At 66.7% G+C, this 18,326-nt stretch carries 9 protein-coding genes; 6 read left to right on the top strand and 3 right to left on the bottom strand.

Annotated features, from left to right (window positions below; translation table 11 throughout):
• Positions 1–52: 52 nt before the first annotated feature.
• The 3 genes from HDE76_RS13690 to HDE76_RS13700 are packed head-to-tail and all read left to right on the top strand — an operon-like array spanning position 53 to position 3,108.
• A complete protein-coding gene (locus HDE76_RS13690; protein WP_179482016.1) occupies positions 53–526 on the top strand; it encodes a histidine phosphatase family protein in 474 nt (157 codons plus the stop codon).
• On the top strand, positions 523–1,107 hold the full coding sequence (locus tag HDE76_RS13695; protein ID WP_179482018.1) for a YceI family protein: 585 nt from the start codon (positions 523–525) through the stop codon (positions 1,105–1,107). Before HDE76_RS13690 ends, HDE76_RS13695 begins: the two co-directional genes overlap by 4 nt.
• A gap of 27 nt (positions 1,108–1,134) precedes the next feature.
• Positions 1,135–3,108 carry a phospholipase D family protein gene (locus tag HDE76_RS13700; protein ID WP_179482020.1) on the top strand — a complete coding sequence of 658 codons (1,974 nt, stop codon included), beginning with the start codon at positions 1,135–1,137 and terminating at the stop codon, positions 3,106–3,108.
• Positions 3,109–3,149: 41 nt separating this feature from the next.
• Here HDE76_RS13700 and HDE76_RS13705 read toward each other — a convergent pair whose 3' ends face one another.
• Both HDE76_RS13705 and HDE76_RS13710 read right to left on the bottom strand, forming a co-directional pair.
• Positions 3,150–3,704: an energy transducer TonB gene (locus tag HDE76_RS13705; protein WP_184508338.1), complete on the bottom strand. Its 555-nt coding sequence runs from the start codon at positions 3,702–3,704 to the stop codon at positions 3,150–3,152.
• Positions 3,705–3,716: 12 nt separating this feature from the next.
• Positions 3,717–5,003, bottom strand: a complete 1,287-nt coding sequence (locus HDE76_RS13710; protein ID WP_184508342.1) for an acetyl-CoA C-acetyltransferase — start codon at positions 5,001–5,003, stop codon at positions 3,717–3,719.
• A gap of 118 nt (positions 5,004–5,121) precedes the next feature.
• Between HDE76_RS13710 and HDE76_RS13715 the strand changes: the two genes are divergently transcribed.
• Together HDE76_RS13715 and HDE76_RS13720 are read left to right on the top strand one after the other, a co-directional pair.
• Positions 5,122–6,276 carry a hypothetical protein gene (locus tag HDE76_RS13715; protein WP_184508345.1) on the top strand — a complete coding sequence of 385 codons (1,155 nt, stop codon included), beginning with the start codon at positions 5,122–5,124 and terminating at the stop codon, positions 6,274–6,276.
• Between the two features lie 69 nt (positions 6,277–6,345).
• Entirely contained in the window at positions 6,346–8,814 is a 2,469-nt protein-coding gene (locus tag HDE76_RS13720; protein ID WP_184508348.1) for an EAL domain-containing protein, read from the top strand.
• On the opposite strand, the gene HDE76_RS13725 is transcribed toward HDE76_RS13720, so the two are convergent.
• A complete protein-coding gene (locus tag HDE76_RS13725; protein WP_184508514.1) occupies positions 8,811–9,272 on the bottom strand; it encodes a GNAT family N-acetyltransferase in 462 nt (153 codons plus the stop codon). The two genes, HDE76_RS13720 and HDE76_RS13725, sit on opposite strands and share 4 nt — an antisense overlap.
• Before the next feature lie 196 nt (positions 9,273–9,468).
• Between HDE76_RS13725 and HDE76_RS13730 the strand changes: the two genes are divergently transcribed.
• On the top strand, positions 9,469–18,141 hold the full coding sequence (locus tag HDE76_RS13730; RefSeq protein WP_184508351.1) for a glucoamylase family protein: 8,673 nt from the start codon (positions 9,469–9,471) through the stop codon (positions 18,139–18,141).
• Positions 18,142–18,326 lie beyond the last annotated feature (185 nt).

Genomic DNA, 18,326 nt, shown 5'->3' on the forward strand with positions numbered 1-18,326 from the left:
CCTGCATCGATACTCGGGGCAGCTCGCGCGCTATCACCTGACGGAGTCCACCATGCAAGAACTCATTCTGCTGCGACATGCCGAGGCCGTACCCATAGACAAGGCCGGTGACGACCAGCAACGCTCGCTCAGCGCGCGCGGCGAACAGGAAGCCCAGGCCGCCGGGCGCTGGCTGGCTGGACACGGCGCCCACCCCGACCGCGTGCTGTGTTCGCCCAGCCGCCGCACCGACGAAACCGCCCGGCTTGCACTGGCCGCCATCAATAACGCGCCCGCACCGCAGCTGGCCAGCGAAATCTATGACGCCTCTCCCGGCGAACTGCTGGCCCTGCTGGACCAGCACGGCGACGCCGACACCGTGATGCTGGTGGGCCACAACCCAGGCATCGAACGGCTGGTGGCGCTGCTGGTCGAGGGCCGCTCCGACGAATACCGCGGCATGCCGCCGGGCGCTCTGGCCGTGCTGCATCTGAATGGCGCGCTGGAGCCGGGCAACGCCAGGCTGGATGCTTTCTGGTCGCCGTGACTCAGCCTGTTGCCACCGCGTCGCTGCTGGCGTCGCTGCTTTTCGCCGCGCTGGTGCTGGCAGCGCCGACGGCGCGCGCGATGGATTACCGCATCAACTCAGCCCGCTCGGACGCTGAGTTCGGCGTCCGACTGCTGTGGCTGAAAACCATCACCGGACGCTTCACCCAGATCGCCGGTGAGGTAAAGCTCGACGATCACGGCCTGGCCACGGTCGATGCCCGCATCACCGCCAGCAGCATCCAGATGGCCTCCGACCGGCTGCGCCGCTGGGTGATGGCGCCGGATTTTTTCGACGCCCTGCAGTACCCCACGATCCGTTTTCTGTCGCAGCCGATCACCTTCAGCATGCTTACCACTGGCGGCGTGCTGCAGGGCCAGCTGACCCTGCGCGGCGTCACCCAGCCGATGCGCTTTGAACTGCTGCCCGCCCATTGCACGCCAAGCGTACGGCAGACCTGCCTGATCGAAGCGCGTGGTTCGCTGTCGCGCACCGCCTTCGGCATGGCCTCGCATCGAACCGCGCTCTCTGACCAGGTGCAGTTGGGCCTGCTGATCGCGCTGGAACATACGCCGAACTGACACCGACAACCCGTATCATGCGGGCACATGTCTCCGCGCTCGATCTTTCTCCCGGCTCTGTTCGCTGCAGCCCTGCTGCAGGGCTGTGTCGCGTCGAAAACGCAGATCCGCCGTGCCGATGCGGTCGTCGCCGCCACCGTCGACACGCGCACGAGCTGCGATCGTCCGGACCATTGCGCCGCGGCGTCGCCGCTGCTGGACGCCGCGACCGATGCCGTCGCCGCATCCACACTGCAGCGGCCCGTGCATATCGTCAGCCTGCTCAACGACAGCGAGGCCGCCATGGTGGCGCGGCTCAGCCTGATCCGCGGCGCCCGCCACTCGATCGACGTGCAGACGTATATCTGGGAGCAGGACGATGTCGGCCAGCTGGTGCTCGACGAGCTGGTACAGGCGGCGCGGCGCGGCGTGCAGGTGCGCATACTGGCCGATCAGCTTTCCTCGTTCGACGACATGGCCGTGCTCAACCGGCTGGCGCGGGTCAGCCCCCATTTGCAGGTGCGGCTGTACAACCCGACATTCCACGACGCGCATACCTCGCCGCTGCAATGGGCTGCGGGTATCGCCTGCTGCTTCTTCAAGTTCAACCAGCGCATGCACAACAAGGTGCTGCTGGTCGACGACAGCGCCGGCATTACCGGCGGGCGCAATTACGAAAATCGCTACTTCGACTGGGACGACGACTTCGACTACGTCGACCGCGACGTACTGGTCGGTGGACCGGCTGCCAAGGCCATGGCCGACAGTTTCTTGCTGTTCTGGAACCATCGCCGCTCGGTGCCGTTGACCCATCTGCGCGACGTCAATCGCTATATCGTGGCGCATCCGGCTGCGCCGGAGTGGCCCGCGCCGACCTTCGCGCATCCGCAACGCGCCTATCGAGCCCAGCAGGAAGCCAGTGATCCCGACTGGCTGCGTGCGCACGTGCTGGCCGACAGCATCCGCACCGGCAACGTGGAATTCTTCAGCGATATGCCGGCCAAGACCGACAAGCCGAACAAGAAGAGCGCGCGCGAGTTCACCCGCCACGTGATGCAGATGGTGGCCAGCGCCAAAAGCGAAGTGGTTCTGCAGACGCCGTACTTGGTGATGAGCCGCCGCGCGCGCAAGATTTTCGACAAACTGCACCAGCAGACGCCGCCTCCACGCATTATTGTCGCGACCAACTCACTGGCCTCGACCGACGCCTTCGCGGTGTATGCGCTCTCCTACAAACACCGCAAACGCTATCTGAAAGACTACGGTTTCGAGATCTACGAGCTGAAGCCGCACGCGCCGGGGCCGGCCGAAGCCAATGCCTATGCCAGCATGGAATCGACCAGTGAAAGTGCGCCGCCGATGGACAGCGGCGAAACGACCGGCGGCACCGGCACCGCCAATGCCGATGGCCAGACCGGCAGCGAAGGCGCTCCCAGAGACGGCGGCGGCAAAAGCAAAAGCAACGAAGCCTCGCGCCATTTTGTGGACACTGAGAACCGCGGACTGCTGGGCAGCCATGGCAGCAGTCGGCGTCCGGCCCCGCTGATCAGCGGCGGCCGCCGCTTTGGCCTGCATGCCAAGTCGATCGTGATCGACGACGGCATCGCCATGGTCGGCTCGCACAATTTCGACCCGCGCTCGGATCACTACAATACCGAGGCCGGCGTGATCATCTACGACCAGCGTTTCGCCACGCAGCTGCGCCAGAGCATTCTGCGCGACACGCAGCCGGAGAACGCATGGGTCATCGGGCCGCGGCGCACGGGCGTACCGGTACTGACGGATATCAACAACGCCATCGGCAGCGTCTCCGAACAGCTGCCGCTGTTCGACCTGTGGCCGTTCCGCTACGCGACCAGCTATCAGCTCAAGCCTGGCTGCCAGCCGATGCGCGTCAGCGACCCGGGCTTCTTCGCCTGCTACGAGCCGGTGGGCGATTTCCCCGACGTGGCGGTCTCGCCGAAAATGTTCTTCACCCTGATCATTACCGCGTTCGGCGCCGGCGTGTCGGGCATCCTCTAGGCGCCTGTTCACGCTCTGCCCTTGCCTCGCGTCCGCGCGGTTCAGCGCAGGCTGGCGACTGGATCGTCGTGCGAGGAAAAGCGCATCGGCAAGTCTGCACTCAGGCCATCGGGATGATCCGGCGGCACGGCAAAACGCCAGCCGCGGACGCTGCGCAGGGCGTGCGCATCAAGCACTGTATCCCCGCTCGACTCGAGCACGCTGGCCGCCGTGACGCGGCCGCTGCCATCGATGCTGATGTGCATGATCACACGGCCGTCCAGATGACCACGCAGCCTGTCGTAGGCCACATCGCGATTCACCGGCATGTCCAGCGGCACCAGCTCCGGCGGCAGCGCGGCAGGCGCTTCGGTGCTTTGGCCGGCGATATGGCTATCGATGGGCGGCTGCCGCGGCCGATGGCTTCGTATCGATAGCGGTGCCGGCGGGTGTGAGGTCGCTGGCCGTGCAGCGGCGAAATGATTGGAGGAGCCATGCCGCTTCAGCGGCATGGCCAGCGGTTCGTCGGCGCTGCGCTGACTGAGCCAGTGCGTGCCGGCCACACCGACCGCCAGTGCCAGCAGGCTAAGGACGACAGTGGTGCGCAGGCGCAACATGGGGTGAGCCGCTTACGGCCGTTCGAGTATCGCCGTGACGCCCATGCCGCCGGCGGTGCAGATCGAAATCAAACCGCGGCCGCGGCCTTTGCGTTCGAGCAACTTGGCCAACGTCGCCACCACGCGCGCGCCCGTCGCGGCGAATGGATGACCGACGGCGAGGCTGGAACCGTGCACATTGAGCTTGGCCGGATCGATGCTGCCCAACGGCGCGTCGAGCCCGAGCCGATTCTTGCAGTAGTCGGCGCTTTCCCACGCGCGCAGCGTGCACAGCACCTGCGCGGCGAAGGCCTCGTGGATTTCGTAGTAATCGAAATCCTGCAGGGTCAGGCCGTGGCGCGCCAGCATGCGCGGTACCGCGACGGTCGGCGCCATCAGCAGGCCTTCGCCGTGGACGAAATCCACCGCGGAAACTTCCGCGTCCAGTAAATAGGCCTGAATGCTGAGGCCGCGTTTGGCCGCCCACTCGTCGCTGCCCAACAGCACGACCGCGGCGCCGTCGGAGAGGCCGGTGGAATTGGCCGCGGTCAGTGTGCCCTGGCCCGAGGTCTTGTCGAACGCCGGCTTGAGCGACGCCAGCTTCTCCATGGTCGAGTCGGGGCGCAGGAAACCGTCGCGCTTGAGCCCGCGGAACGGCACCAGCAGATCGTCGAAGAAGCCCGACTCGTACGCGGCGGCCAGCTTGCGGTGGCTGTCCAGCGCCAGCTGATCCTGCTCGACCCGGCCGATATGCCATTCCTTGGCCATCAGCTCGCAGTGATCGCCCATCGATTTACCGGTCCGCGGCTCGGCCACGCCGGGGAAGGAAGGCTTCAATTCGCTCAGCGAGAATCCACGGGTCGCCGCCTTGAACTTGTCCATCGGCGTCTTGGCGCGATTGACGGCCAGCAGCCGCTTGCGCAGCCGCGCGCCATACACGATGGGAACGTCGCTGGTGGTATCCGAACCGCCGGCGATGCCGGCTTCGATCTGGCCGGCGGCGATCTTGTTGGCGATGATGATGGCATTGTCCAACGAGGTGCCGCAGGCCCGCGCCGTGGTAATGCCAGGCGTAGTCGGCGCCAGGCCGGAGCTCAGCAGCGCCTCGCGCGCCAGGTTCCATTCGGACGAATGCTTGATCACCGCGCCCATCGCCACTTCGCCGAGTTCCACACCGTGCAGCCCGAACCGTTCAACCAGGGCTCCGAGCACCTTCACCGACATGCCGAAGTTGCCGACGTCGGCGTAGGCGGTGTTGTTGCGGCAGAACGGGATGCGGACACCGCCGATCACCCCCACGCGTTTTTGCGTTTTTTCCATGGTCAGAACAGTCCGGAACTCAAGGCCTCCAAGGCTAACCCGCGATGCCGTGCGGCGAAAGCCCAAAACGCTGAATGGTACGATTCGCCTCTTGTTCGTACGTTTTGGAGCTGCTTTCGTGGAAGCGCAAACGCTGCTCGCCCTGCCGGTGGTACTGGCACTGGAGTTGGCCGAAGGCCAGCCGGTGCCGCGCCTGACCTTCAACCGCGACGAAGCGGCGGAGCTGGCGCAGTTCGTGGCGGCCGATCTGCACGCGCTGGTGCCGCCGGTTAACCGGGCGCGGCTGGCACTGGCCGGCGCGCTATTCGATCAGGTCGAACTGCTGCGGCCGGGCTTTCCGGTGTGGTCGACGCTGGACGAACTGGCCCGGCGCGTGCCGCGCGGACATATCGAGAATGTGGTCGCCTTCGGCAGCCACGATGGCCATATGCCGGCACAGCCGCTGGAACCGTCACCGACGTTTGCCGACGGCCCGATGCGCCTGCTGCCACTGAGCCTGCTGGCGCCCGAGACGCTGGCCGAGGAGCTGTCGGAACAGCTGGAAGTGCAGCTGGTCGGCCGCGGCGAAGCCGGAACGCTGACCGCCGACTGGTTGATGCGTACGCTCGGCATCCGGCTGGAGCACGTGCGCTATCTCAGCCGCAACGACCTCCTGGCGCTGACCTGCGTGCAGTACGAGCACGTCAACCTTGCGGCGCTGTGGTCCTTGCTGGAAGCCGCGCTGCTGACGCCGTACCGCGAAGAGTCCGCGATAACCGCGCGTGGCCTGGCGCTGCAGTATGCCGAAGGCAAGGTGTTCGCTCAGTCGCCGTCGCAGTGGCTGATCGAGCAGCCGACCAAGGACAACGACGACCACGCTGCGCGCCGCCACGCGCTCGCCGGCATCGTCTTCGAGTTGCGCCAATACGCCGCGCTGCTCGACGCCCATCGGCTGCCGCTGCGGCTGCGCCCAAGCGCCGACCGCACTGTCGAAGCCAGTGCCGGTTATCTGCTCGAAACGCTGGCGGCGGTGGACGATACAAGCGAACCGCCGACATTGTTCGCGCACGAGGCGCCCGGCCTGGGCGTGGTCGCCCTCACCGTGGTGCAGCGCGGTGAGGGCGGCCGCGCCCGCGCGCTGGCGCACGCTTATCCGCTGCAGCCGCAGGCGCTGAACCCGTTGTTGAACCTGCTGGCCGAGCGCTACGGCACCACGGCGGAGCAGCGCGCCCACGGGCCGATCACGCTCGATCCGCGGGGCGCCCTGAGCGCGCCGGCCACGACCCTCCACTGAGGCGACAGGCCGCTGTGAAACGGCAGCTGGCCGGCGCATGATGGCGGCAAACCGGGGGACGGAACGACCATGCAGCCGAAAGAGCCTGCCGAGGTGTCGCCATCACTTGAAACCCAGGCGCAGGAATGGTCCGCGCGGATGCTGCGTGGCGCGCCCGCACTGCTCTCTTACATCGACACGTCGCGGTGCTTTGTCTACGCCAACGAAACCCATCGCACCTGGCTGGGCGTCGACCCCGCACAGCTGATCGGCCGCACCCTGATCGAGGTCGGTGGCCGGCGCAATTATCTGAATATGGGTCCGCCCCTGGAGCGTGCGTTTGCCGGGCAGATGGCCAGCTACGAGGGCGAGGCGTTCGGCGGCAACCAGAGTCGCTATGTGCACGGCAATTTTCAGCCGGACGTCGATGAGAGCGGCGCCGTGCGTGGCGTGTTCACGGCGTTCGTCGACATCACCGAGCGGCGCACGCTGGAGCTCAAGCTGCAAGAGAGCGAGCAGCGTTTCTTCGGCGCGTTTCAGCACGCCGCGATCGGCATGGCCCTGATCCATCCGGACGGCCGCTTCCTGCGCGTCAATACCGCGGTGTGCCAGATGCTCGGCTATCGCGAGGACGAGCTGCTGGCGCTGGACATCACCGCCATCACCCATCCGGACGATCTCGACACCGACGTGGAACTGCTCGGCCAGCTGCTGTCCGGCCAGCGCGACTCCTATCAACTGGAGAAGCGCAACTTCCACAAGGACGGCCACGCAGTGCACCTGCAGCTGAGCGTGTCGGTAGTACGCGACGAGCATCGGCAGCCGCGCTATTTCGTGTCGCAGGCGCAGGACATCAGCCAGCGCAAGGCGTTCGAGGAGGCGCTCCACCGCGAGCGCGAGCTGGCCGAAGTGACGCTGCGCTCGATCGGCGATGCGGTGATCACCACCGATACCGAACTGCGCGTGACCTCGCTCAACCCGATCGCCGAAGCGATGACCGGCTGGACCAGTGCCGAGGCGCAGGGCCGTCCGATCGAGGAAATTTTCCAGCTGTTCGACGCGCAGACCGGCCAGGCCGTGGCCAATCCGCTGCGCGCTGCCATGGAACGCAACATCATCGCCGATCTGGTCGGCAGGATCCTGCTGCGCCACCGACACGGTTTCGACACCCCGGTCGAAGATTCCTCCGCGCCCATCCACGATCATGCCGGCAACGTGATCGGCGGCGTGCTGGTGTTCCACGACGTCAGCGAGAACCGCGCGCTGGCGCTGAAGATGATCCATTTGACCCAGCACGACACGCTCACCGGCCTACCCAATCGCAGCCAGCTGCATGCGCATATCGCGCACGCGCTGGTCACGGCGACGCGGCGCCAGCAGCGCGCCGCGGTGCTGTATCTGGATGTCGATCGCTTCAAGCAGATCAACGAGCTGTATGGCCACGCCGACGGCGATCGCGCGCTGCGCGCGCTCAGCGCCCAACTGCGCAAGGGCCTGCCCAACGGCGAGCTGATCAGCCGCTTCGGCGACGACGAATTCGTGGTGATGCTGCCGCATCTTGGCAGCGCGGGCGAGGTGGCCAGCCGCTGCCAGATTTTGATTGCCTACTGCCAGGAAACCCGCGTGCCGGACATCCCCGAACTGGCGCTGCGCGTGAGCATGGGCATCAGCCTTTTTCCGGACGACGCGACCGAGGCCGAAACCCTGGTGCAGCAGGCGGAAACCGCGATGTATGCGGCCAAGGCGCAGGGCCAGCACGGCTACCGTTTTTTCACCGCGTCGATGAGCGAGCGCACCCAGGCAAGGCGCAAGATCGAAACCGCGCTGCGCCACATGCTGGCGCGACAGGAACTGGCGCTGCACTACCAGCCCAAGGTCGATGCCCAAAGCGGGCGCATCGTCGGTGCCGAAGCGCTGCTGCGGCTGCTGGTCGACGGCCGCCAGCTGTACGCGCCGGACCAGTTCATTCCGGTCGCCGAGGACACCGGCCTGATCATGCCGATCGGCGCCTGGGTACTGCGCGAAGCCTGCCAGCAGGCCAAGCGCTGGCGCGACATCGGGATCGATCTGCCGGTGTCCGTCAACGTCTCGCCGCTGCAGTTTCAGCACGCCGATTTTTACGCCTGGCTGGACGCCGTACTGGACGAAAGCGGGCTGGAGCCCGGTCAGCTCGAGCTCGAGCTGACCGAGCGCATGGTGATGTCCGGCGGCGACGCCACCACCGAACTGCTGCAGCGGATCAAGCAGCGCGGCGTGCGGCTGTCGCTGGATGATTTCGGCACCGGCTATTGCAGCCTGTCGTATCTGAGGCATTTCCCGATCGACGCGCTGAAGATCGATCGCACTTTCGTACGCGACATCACTACCGATGCCGATACCGCCACCATCACGCAGGCCATCATCGCAATGGCGCGCAGTCTGCATAAGGACGTGATCGCCGAAGGCGTGGAAACGCTGGAGCAGGGCGACCTGCTGCGCCGCGCGGGCTGCTCGCAGCTGCAGGGCTTTCTTTACGGGGTGCCGATGCCGGCATCGGCGCTGGAGGCGCTGCTGGTTTAGCTTTCGTCGGCGCTGGCTAGCGCGCTTTCATACATGAAGTAACGACAGCGCTGCATGCCGAGGCCGACATAGGTCGCCTGCGCGTTGGCGTTCTCGGTCTCCACATACAGCCGCAGACCGACCGCGCCGGCCGCCGCCGCACGCTGCTCCACGGCCGCGTACAACGCGCGGAATACGCCGCCGCGGCGCGCTTCGGGGGCGACGTAGACGCTCTGAATCCACCAGAAGTCGCCGCAGCGCCAGTCGCTCCATTCGTAGGTGACCATCAGGCTGCCGACCGCCACGCCATCGCGTTCGGCGACCAGATAGAAACCGCGCTGAGGTCGTTCGAAGATGCCGGCGATCCCGCGTTCGAGCACGGCCGGGTCGAGCCGCTTGTGTTCGGTTTCCCACGCCATCGCCGCATTCCAGGCGAGCAGCGAAGACGTGTCGTCCGGCGTGGCGGCGCGAATCAGCAACGAAGGCACAAGACAACTCCGGCAAGGTGCTAGTTGGACTATCGTAGCGTGCGTGATCTTCACGCGGTGGCGCGTACCTTCCCCGACCGAGTGCCGGGGATGCTTTCATCAGTCATCACTCGCCACGGGGTGGTGAGGATGCGTGGAGGCACAACGCCGGCTGTGTCACCCTGAACCCCCGGAAGGAAAGCTGGAATTGGACATCGTCCGCACACTCGATCTGCTCAAACTGCGCCGACTGCGCGCTTTCCGTCGTCAACGCGCAGCCGCCCGCACCAAGCCCGAGCAGGAGCCGGCGCTACGCTCGGAGCTGTTCAGCGCTGACCAGATGGAACGGCACGGCCAGGTACTCGCCGGCCAACATCGCCTGAGCCCGGACGAAACCAGCAACCTGCTGCTGGCCCGCCTGGATGACAACGAAGCGGTGCTCGCACATACCTGCGAACGTCTCACGGCGGCCACTCGCCACCGCCGGCGCATCACGCCGGCCGGCGAATGGCTGCTCGACAATTTTTATTTGATAGAAGAGCAGATCCGCATCGCCCGGCGGCATTTGCCCAAGGGCTACAGCAAGGAGCTGCCGCGACTGGAGAGCGGCCCCTCGGCCGAACTGCCGCGCGTGTACGACATCGCGCTGGAAATTATTTCGCACGGCGACGGCCGCGTCGATACGGCCAGCCTGTCGCGTTTCGTCAACGCCTATCAGACGGTGACGCCGCTCAAGCTCGGCGAACTGTGGGCCATTCCGATCATGCTGCGGCTGGCGCTGATCGAAAACCTGCGCCGCGTCGCCGCGCGCGTGATCGCCGACTGGCAGTACCGCGGCAAGGCCGCACGCTGGGCCGACAACCTCACCGCCACCGCCGAGAGCGATCCGAAAAGCGTGGTGCTGGTGGTCGCCGACATGGCGCGCTCCAAGCCGCCGATGACCGGCCCATTCGTCGCCGAAATGGCACGCCGCCTGCAAGGTCAGAGCCCCGCGCTGGCGCTGCCGCTGAGTTGGATCGAGCAGCGCCTGTCGGAATCGGGCCAGACCATCGAGCATCTGGTACAGCTCGAGGCGCAGCAGCAGGCCGCGGATCAGGTGTCGATCGGCAACAGCATCGGCAGCCTGCGTGCGTTGTCGGCGATCGACTGGCGCGACTTCGTCGAACACACCAGCATCGTCGACCAGTTCCTGCGTCAGGACCCGGCCGGAATCTATAGCTCGATGGATTTCACCACGCGCGACGACTATCGCCACGTGATCGAGTCGATCTCGCGCAGGCACAAGTTGAACGAACCGGACGTGGCCGAGGCCGCGCTGACGCTCAGTCGAGAGGGTGCCGGCGCGGACGCCAGCGCGGTCGCGCGACACGTCGGCTTCTATCTGATCGACAAGGGGCGAAACACGCTGGAACAGCGGCTCGGCGTGAAGCTGACCGTGGCCGAGACGCTGCGCCGGGTGCTCGACCGCGCGCCGCTGCCGATCTATCTAGGGCTGCTGGCGCTGCTGACTTTCGCGCTGGCGCGCGCGCTGGTGGTATCCGCCTCGCACAACGACCTGCCGACGTGGGGCCTGATCGCCATCGCCATTCCGTCGGTCATCCTGGCCAGCCAGCTGGCGATGAGCCTGCTCAACTGGATCGCCACGCTGACCGTGGCGCCGCGGCAGCTGCCGCGCATGGACTACTCGGCCGGCATCCCCGAAAGCGCGCGAACCATGGTCGTGGTGCCCAGCCTGTTCGGCAGCGCGCAGGACATCGAGGAACTGGTCGAAGCGCTGGAGGTTCGCTTCCTCGGCAACCGCGATCCGCAGCTGCATTTCGCCCTGCTTACCGACTTTCCCGACGCAGCCAGCGAAACGCTGCCCGGCGACGACGCGCTGCTGCGGCTGGCCCGACGCCGCGTCGAGGCGCTCAACGACAAATACGCCACCGCTGAAATGGACCGGTTTTTCCTGTTCCACCGGCCGCGAAAGTGGAATGCCGCCGAGCAGAGCTGGATGGGGCAGGAACGCAAGCGCGGCAAGCTGGGCGATCTGAATGCGCTGCTTCGTGGCGGCGCGCGCGATCGCTACCTGCTGATCGTCGGCGACATCGATACGCTGCCGCCGGTGCAATACATCATCACGCTGGACACCGACACGCAGCTGCCGCGCGAATCGGCATACGAGTTCGTCGGCGCGATCGACCATCCGCTCAACCGCGCGGTGTACGACCCCGCACTGCGTCGCGTGGTGTCCGGTTACGGCGTGCTGCAACCGCGCGTGGGCATCAGCCTGCCCAGCACGGCGCGCTCGCGCTATGCGCAGCTGTACGCCAGCGACGCGGGTATCGATCCCTATACGCAGATGGTCTCGGACGTCTATCAGGACGTGTTCCACGAAGGCTCGTTCATCGGCAAGGGCATCTACGCCATCGATGCATTCGAACTCAGCCTCGAGGGCCGCTTCCCCGACAACGCCATCCTCAGCCACGATCTGGTCGAGGGCTGCCACGCCCGCTCGGGCCTGCTCAGCGACGTGCAGCTGTACGAGGAATACCCGGCGCGCTACAGCGCCGACGTCAAGCGCCGGCATCGCTGGATCCGCGGCGACTGGCAGCTGCTGCCGTGGCTGCTGCCGTGGGCGCCGACCGCGCACGACGGCTGGCGCAAGAATGCGCTGACCGCGCTGTCGCGCTGGAAGATTCTCGACAACCTGCGCCGCAGCCTGGTGCCGGTATCGCTGCTGGCCCTGCTGTTGACCGGCTGGTTGCTGCTGTCGCCGGCGTTTTCCTGGATGCTCGCCGTACTGGCGATGGTGCTGATTCCGCCGGTGCTGTCGGCGATGCTCGATCTGGTGCAGAAGCAGGCCGAAGTGCAGATGGATCAGCACCTGCGCGCGGCCATGCATTCCACCGGCCAGCACCTGGCGCGAATGGCGCTTGGCCTCGCGTGGCTGCCGCATGAGGTGCTGTACAGCGTCGATGCGATCCTGCGCACGCTGTGGCGCATGACGGTCAGTCGTCGGCTGCTGCTGCAGTGGCAAACCTCCAGCGATGTCGAGAAGCGCAGCAGCAACGCGCCGGCCGCACTGTGGCGGCTTATGTGGATCGGCCCGGCACTGGCCGTGGTGCTGGCCGCCGTACTGGCCTGGCATCGACCTTCGGCCCTGCTGGTCGCCGCACCGCTGCTCCTGTTGTGGCTGTGTTCGCCATCGATCGCCTGGTGGATCAGCAAGCCGAACCTGCCGCCGGTTTTTTCGCCGACCGCCGCGCAGATGCAGTTTCTACGCACCCTGGCGCGCAAGACCTGGGCGTTTTTCGACACGCATGTGGGCCCGGCCGATCACTGGCTGCCGCCAGACAATGTGCAGATCCAGCCCGCCCCGGCAATCGCGCACCGCACCTCGCCGACGAATATCGGACTGGCCCTGCTGGCCAATCTGGCCGCCTACGATTTCGGCTTTCTCAGCGCCGGCCGCCTGCTCGACCGCACCGTACAGACGCTGGCGACGATGCGCCTGCTGCCGCGCCATCGCGGGCATTTCTACAACTGGTACGACACGCTGACCTTGCAGCCACTGGCGCCGCTGTACATCTCGGCGGTGGACAGCGGCAACCTCGCTGGGCACCTGCTGACCCTGCGCCCGGGCCTGTTGGCGCTGGCTGACGAACCGGTATTCCAGCCGCGCGCGCTGCAGGGGCTGCTCGATACGCTGGCCGTGCTGCAGAACTCGCTGCCCGGCGCCAGCGCCACTTCGCTGAGCCCGCTGCAGCGTCCGTTGGAGGCCGCGCTGGTGTCGCCGCCGGCGACCACCGGCGCGGCCGTGGCACTGCTGCAGACCTTGCTGGATCAAGCGCATGCCCTGGCGCGTTCGCTGCCGGTCGAGCCCGACAGCGACGCCGAGTTCTGGCTCGACGCCCTGTTGCAGCAGTGCAGCGACCTGCTCGATGAAACCAGCCACTTCCATCTCAACCCGCCGCCCGATGACGACGCCAACTTCAAGGGCATTCCGACCTTGCGCCAGCTGTCGCGCATCGAGCCGCTGATCTGGCCCGACGAGGCCGATGCGGAAACCCTGCGCGAACGGGCGCGCGAACGCATCGCCACGCTCGAACAGGTGGCGCTGGAAACCGGCGAACTGGCGCTGATGGATTACCGGTTTCTGTACGACAGCGCGCGCGATCTGCTGGCGATCGGCTACAACGTCGACGAGCGCCGCCTCGACGCCGGCTTCTACGATCTGCTGGCCTCCGAAGCGCGCCTGGCCAGCTTCGTCGCCATCGCGCAGGGCCAGCTGCCGCAGGACAACTGGTTCTCGCTGGGGCGATTGCTGACCACCAGCGGCGGCCAGCCGGTGCTGCTGTCCTGGACCGGCTCGATGTTCGAATACCTGATGCCGATGCTGGTGATGCCCAGCTACGAAGGCACCCTGCTCGACCAGACCTGCCGTGCCGCGGTGGCGCGCCAGATCGAATACGGCACCCAGCTCAACATTCCGTGGGGCGTTTCCGAATCGGGCTACAACACGCTCGATGCGCACTTCACCTATCAATACCGCGCATTCGGCGTGCCCGGCCTGGGCCTGAAACGCGGGCTCGGCGACGACGTGGTGATCGCACCGTATGCCACCGTGATGGCGATGATGGTGGCGCCCACGGCCTCCACCCGCAACATGCAGCGCCTGGTCGATGCAGGCGCGGAAGGGCGGCTGGGTTTCTATGAAGCGATCGATTACACGCCCGCGCGCCTGCCGCTGGGCCAGTCCTCGGCGCTGGTGCAGTCGTACATGGTCCACCACCAGGGCATGAGCCTGCTGGCGCTGGACTATGCGCTGCTGGACAAGCCGATGCAGCGCCGCTTCGAATCCGATCCGCAGTTCCAGGCCACCAGCCTGCTGCTGCAGGAGCGCGTACCGAAGACCGCCGCGGAATATCTGCACGCCTCGGGTTTCCCCGAAATGGACGGCCAGTCGCGCGCCGCCGAAGCGCGCCTGCGCGTTTTCACCGAGCCCGATCGCGCCCGCCCCGCCGTGCAGCTGCTGTCCAACGGCCGCTATCACGTGATGGTCAGCAGCGCCGGCGGCGGCTACAGCCGCTGCCGCGATATGGCCCTGACGCGCTGGCGCGAGGACATCACCAGCGACAACTGGGGCATGTTCTGCTACCTGCGCGATGTGGCCAGCGGCGCGTACTGGTCGACCGCGCACCAGCCGACGCTGAAAAAGGCCGAACTGTTCGAAGCGATCTTCTCCGATGCCCGCGCCGAGTTCCGCGTGCGCGAGCGCGAGTTCGACGCGCATACCGAAATCGTGGTGTCGCCCGAAGACGACATCGAACTGCGCCGCACGCGCATCACCAACCGCAGCCGTACGCGTCGCACGATCGAGCTGACCAGCTTCGCCGAAGTGGTGCTGGCGCCGCCGATCGCCGACGCGATGCACCCGGCTTTCAGCAAGCTGTTCGTGCAGACCGAGCTGATGCCCGAGCTGCAGGCCATCGTCTGCACCCGCCGCCCGCGCGCGCACGACGAAGCCGTGCCGTGGATGTGCCACCTGCTGGCCGTGCACAACGGGCACATCGACGAAATCTCCTACGAGACCGACCGTGCTCGCTTTATCGGTCGCGGCCGCAGCGCCGCCGCGCCGCTGGCGATGGGCACGCCGAGCGACCCGCATCCAAGGCTCTCCAACAGCGAGGGCTCGGTGCTCGATCCGATCGTATCGATTCGCTGCCGCATCACGCTGGAGCCGGAGCAATCGGTCACGGTGGATTTTGTCACCGGCATGGGCGACACCCGCGACGCCTGCGTGCAGCTGATCGGCAAATACCGCGACCGCCATCTGGCCGACCGCGTGTTCGACCTGGCCTGGACGCACAGCCAGGTGCTGCTGCGCCAGCTCAACGCGTCGCTGGCCGATGCGCAGCTGTACGAGCACATGGCCACCTCGATCATCTACCCCAGCTCCAATATGCGCGCCGAACCGGGCATGATCGCGGCCAACCACCGCGGCCAGTCGGGCCTGTGGGGACAGTCGATTTCCGGCGATCTACCCATCGTGTTGCTGCAGATCGCCGACCCGGCGCGGATCGAACTGGTCCGTCAGCTGGTGCAGGCGCATGCGTATTGGCGTTTGAAGGGTCTGGCGGTGGATCTGGTGATCTGGAACGAGGATCGCGCCGGCTACCGGCAGGAGCTGCAGGACCAGATCATGGGCCTGATCGCCTCGGGCAGCGAAGCGAGCCTGCTCGATCGTCCCGGCGGCATCTTCGTGCGCCCGGCGCAGCAGCTGTCCAGCGAAGACCGCATCCTGGTCCAGGCCAGCGCTCGCATCATCCTGGCCGACACCCGCGGCACGCTGGCCGAACAGGTCAGCCGGCGCTGGGTCGAAACGCACATGCCGCGCTTCGAGCCGAGCAAGCCGCGACACAGCGCGCCGGCCGTCGTGCCGGCGCTGCTGGCGCCGCCGGTGGCGGACGTTGACCGACATGTCGCACGCGGCCTGCAGCTGAGCAACCCGTACGGCGGCTTCAGTGCCGACGGGCGCGAGTACGTCATCGTGCTGGGCCCGAACGACGCCACGCCGGCGCCATGGGCGAACGTGCTGGCCAACCCGCATTTCGGCACGGTGATTTCCGAAAGCGGCGGCGCCTATACCTGGGCCGAGAACGCGCACGAGTTCCGCCTGTCGCCCTGGCACAACGACCCGGTCGGCGACACCAGCGGCGAGGCGATCTATCTGCGCGACGAGGAAACCGGCCAGGTCTGGTCGCCGACGCCGCTGCCCGCGCGCGGTACCGGCGAATACGTAACCCGTCACGGCTTCGGCTACAGCGTGTTCGAACACACCGAAGACGGCATTTATTCCGAGCTGTGGGTGTATGTGGCGCTGGATGCGTCGGTGAAGTTCTCGCTGCTGAAATTGCGCAACGATTCCGGCCGCGCGCGCCGGATCAGCGCCACCGGCTACGTCGAGTGGATGCTGGGCGACTTGCGCGAAAAGACCGCCATGCACGTGGTCACCGAATCGGATCCGGCCAGTGGTGCGCTGTTCGCCCGCAACGCCTACAACACCGAGTTCCCCGGCCGCGTGGCGTTCTTCGACGTCGACGATCCGAGCCGCTCGATCGGCGGCGATCGCAGCGAGTTCCTCGGCCGCAACGGCAGCACGCGCGCGCCGGCCGCGCTCGGCCGCACGCATCTGTCCGGTCGCCTCGGCGCCGGCCTCGATCCCTGCGGTGCACTGCAGATGACGATCGAGCTGGGCGAGAGCGAAAAACGCGACGTGGTGTTCCGACTGGGGCTGGGCCGCGACACCGCCGATGCGAGTGCGCTGGTACAGCGCTTCCGCGGCGCTGCGGCCGCGGGCGAAGCCCTGAACAAGGTGCGCGGCCACTGGCAGCGCACGCTGGGTGCGGTGCAGGTGAAAACGCCTGATCCGGCCGTCGATGTGCTGGCCAACGGCTGGCTGCTGTACCAGACCATTGCCTGCCGGTTCTGGGCGCGCAGCGGCTATTACCAGTCCGGCGGCGCGTTCGGTTTCCGCGACCAGCTGCAGGATTCGATGGCGATGATTCACGCCGCGCCGGACAGCGCGCGGCGGCAGATCATGCTGTGCGCCGCGCACCAATTCCCCGACGGCGACGTGCAGCACTGGTGGCATCCACCGCTCGATCGCGGCGTACGCACGGCCTGCTCCGACGATTATCTGTGGCTGCCGCTGGCCACCGCGCGCTACGTGCTGGCCACGGACGATCGGCAGGTGCTCGACGAAACCGTCGGCTATATCGAGGGCCGGCCGCTGCATCCGGGTGAAGAGTCGTATTACGACCTGCCGCAGCACTCGAGCCTGCGCGAAACGCTCTACCGCCACTGCGTGCGGGCGATCGAACATAGTCTGGTGCGCGGCGTGCACGGCCTGCCGCTGATCGGCTGCGGCGACTGGAACGACGGCATGAACCGGGTCGGCGAAGCAGGCCGCGGCGAAAGCATCTGGCTTGGCTGGTTCTCGTGCGAAGTGATGAACCGCTTCGCCGACGTCGCGCGCCTGCACGACGACGAAGCGTTCGCCCTGCTCTGCGAAAGCGAAGTGGCCAAGCTGAAGATCGCGCTGGAGCAGAACGGCTGGGACGGCGCCTGGTATCGCCGCGCCTACTACGACGACGGCACCCCGCTGGGCTCGGCGCCGAACGATGAGTGCCGCATCGACTCGATCGCGCAGAGCTGGTCGGTAATCTCCGGCGTCGCCGATCCGGCGCGCCAGCAGCAGGCGATGAATTCGCTCGATCAGCATCTGGTCAAGCGCGAGGCTCGGCTGGTGCAGCTGCTCGATCCACCGTTCGACAAATCGCCGCTCGATCCGGGCTACATCAAGGGTTACGTGCCGGGCGTACGCGAGAACGGCGGCCAGTACACGCATGCGGCGATCTGGGCGACGATGGCGTTCGCCGAGCTCGGCGACAGCGCCCGCGCGTGGGAACTGCTGCGCATGATCAACCCACTCAGCCACACGCGCGACGCGGCCGAAATCGACGTCTACAAGGTCGAACCCTATGTGGTCAGTGCAGACGTCTACGCGGTACAGCCGCACGTCGGCCGCGGCGGCTGGAGCTGGTACACCGGCTCGGCCGGCTGGATGTATCGACTGGTGGTCGAATCGCTGCTCGGCCTGCACATGGACGCCGGCCATCTGACCTTTGCGCCGGTGCTGCCCGCCGACTGGGAAGGTTTTTCGATGCGCTATCGCTATCGCCAGACCTGGTATCAGATCGAGGTGACGCAAGTTGCTGCGGATACGCCGCGCACGCTGCGGCTGGACGGCGAGCCGATGGCAGACGGCCGCGTGCTGCTGATCAACGACGGCCAGGAGCATCGGGTGCAACTGCAGCATCCGCGCTCGCACTGAACATGCCTTGAAACCGCTTGGCGGTGACGACAGGAAGCTACGATCCGGCTCCTGTCGTCACCGCCAAGCGGGCGATCTTAGCGAAGACTTCACTCATCGGCGCGCAAGCTACACTGCCGATTCGAAGCGCCGCCGGCATCGAAGCCCCCGACGCGGCAAAATGTTTCCCCCGGTGTCGCCGCGAT

Origin of the sequence: Rhodanobacter sp. ANJX3, from assembly GCF_014200755.1 — a bacterium.
GTDB lineage: Bacteria > Pseudomonadota > Gammaproteobacteria > Xanthomonadales > Rhodanobacteraceae > Rhodanobacter.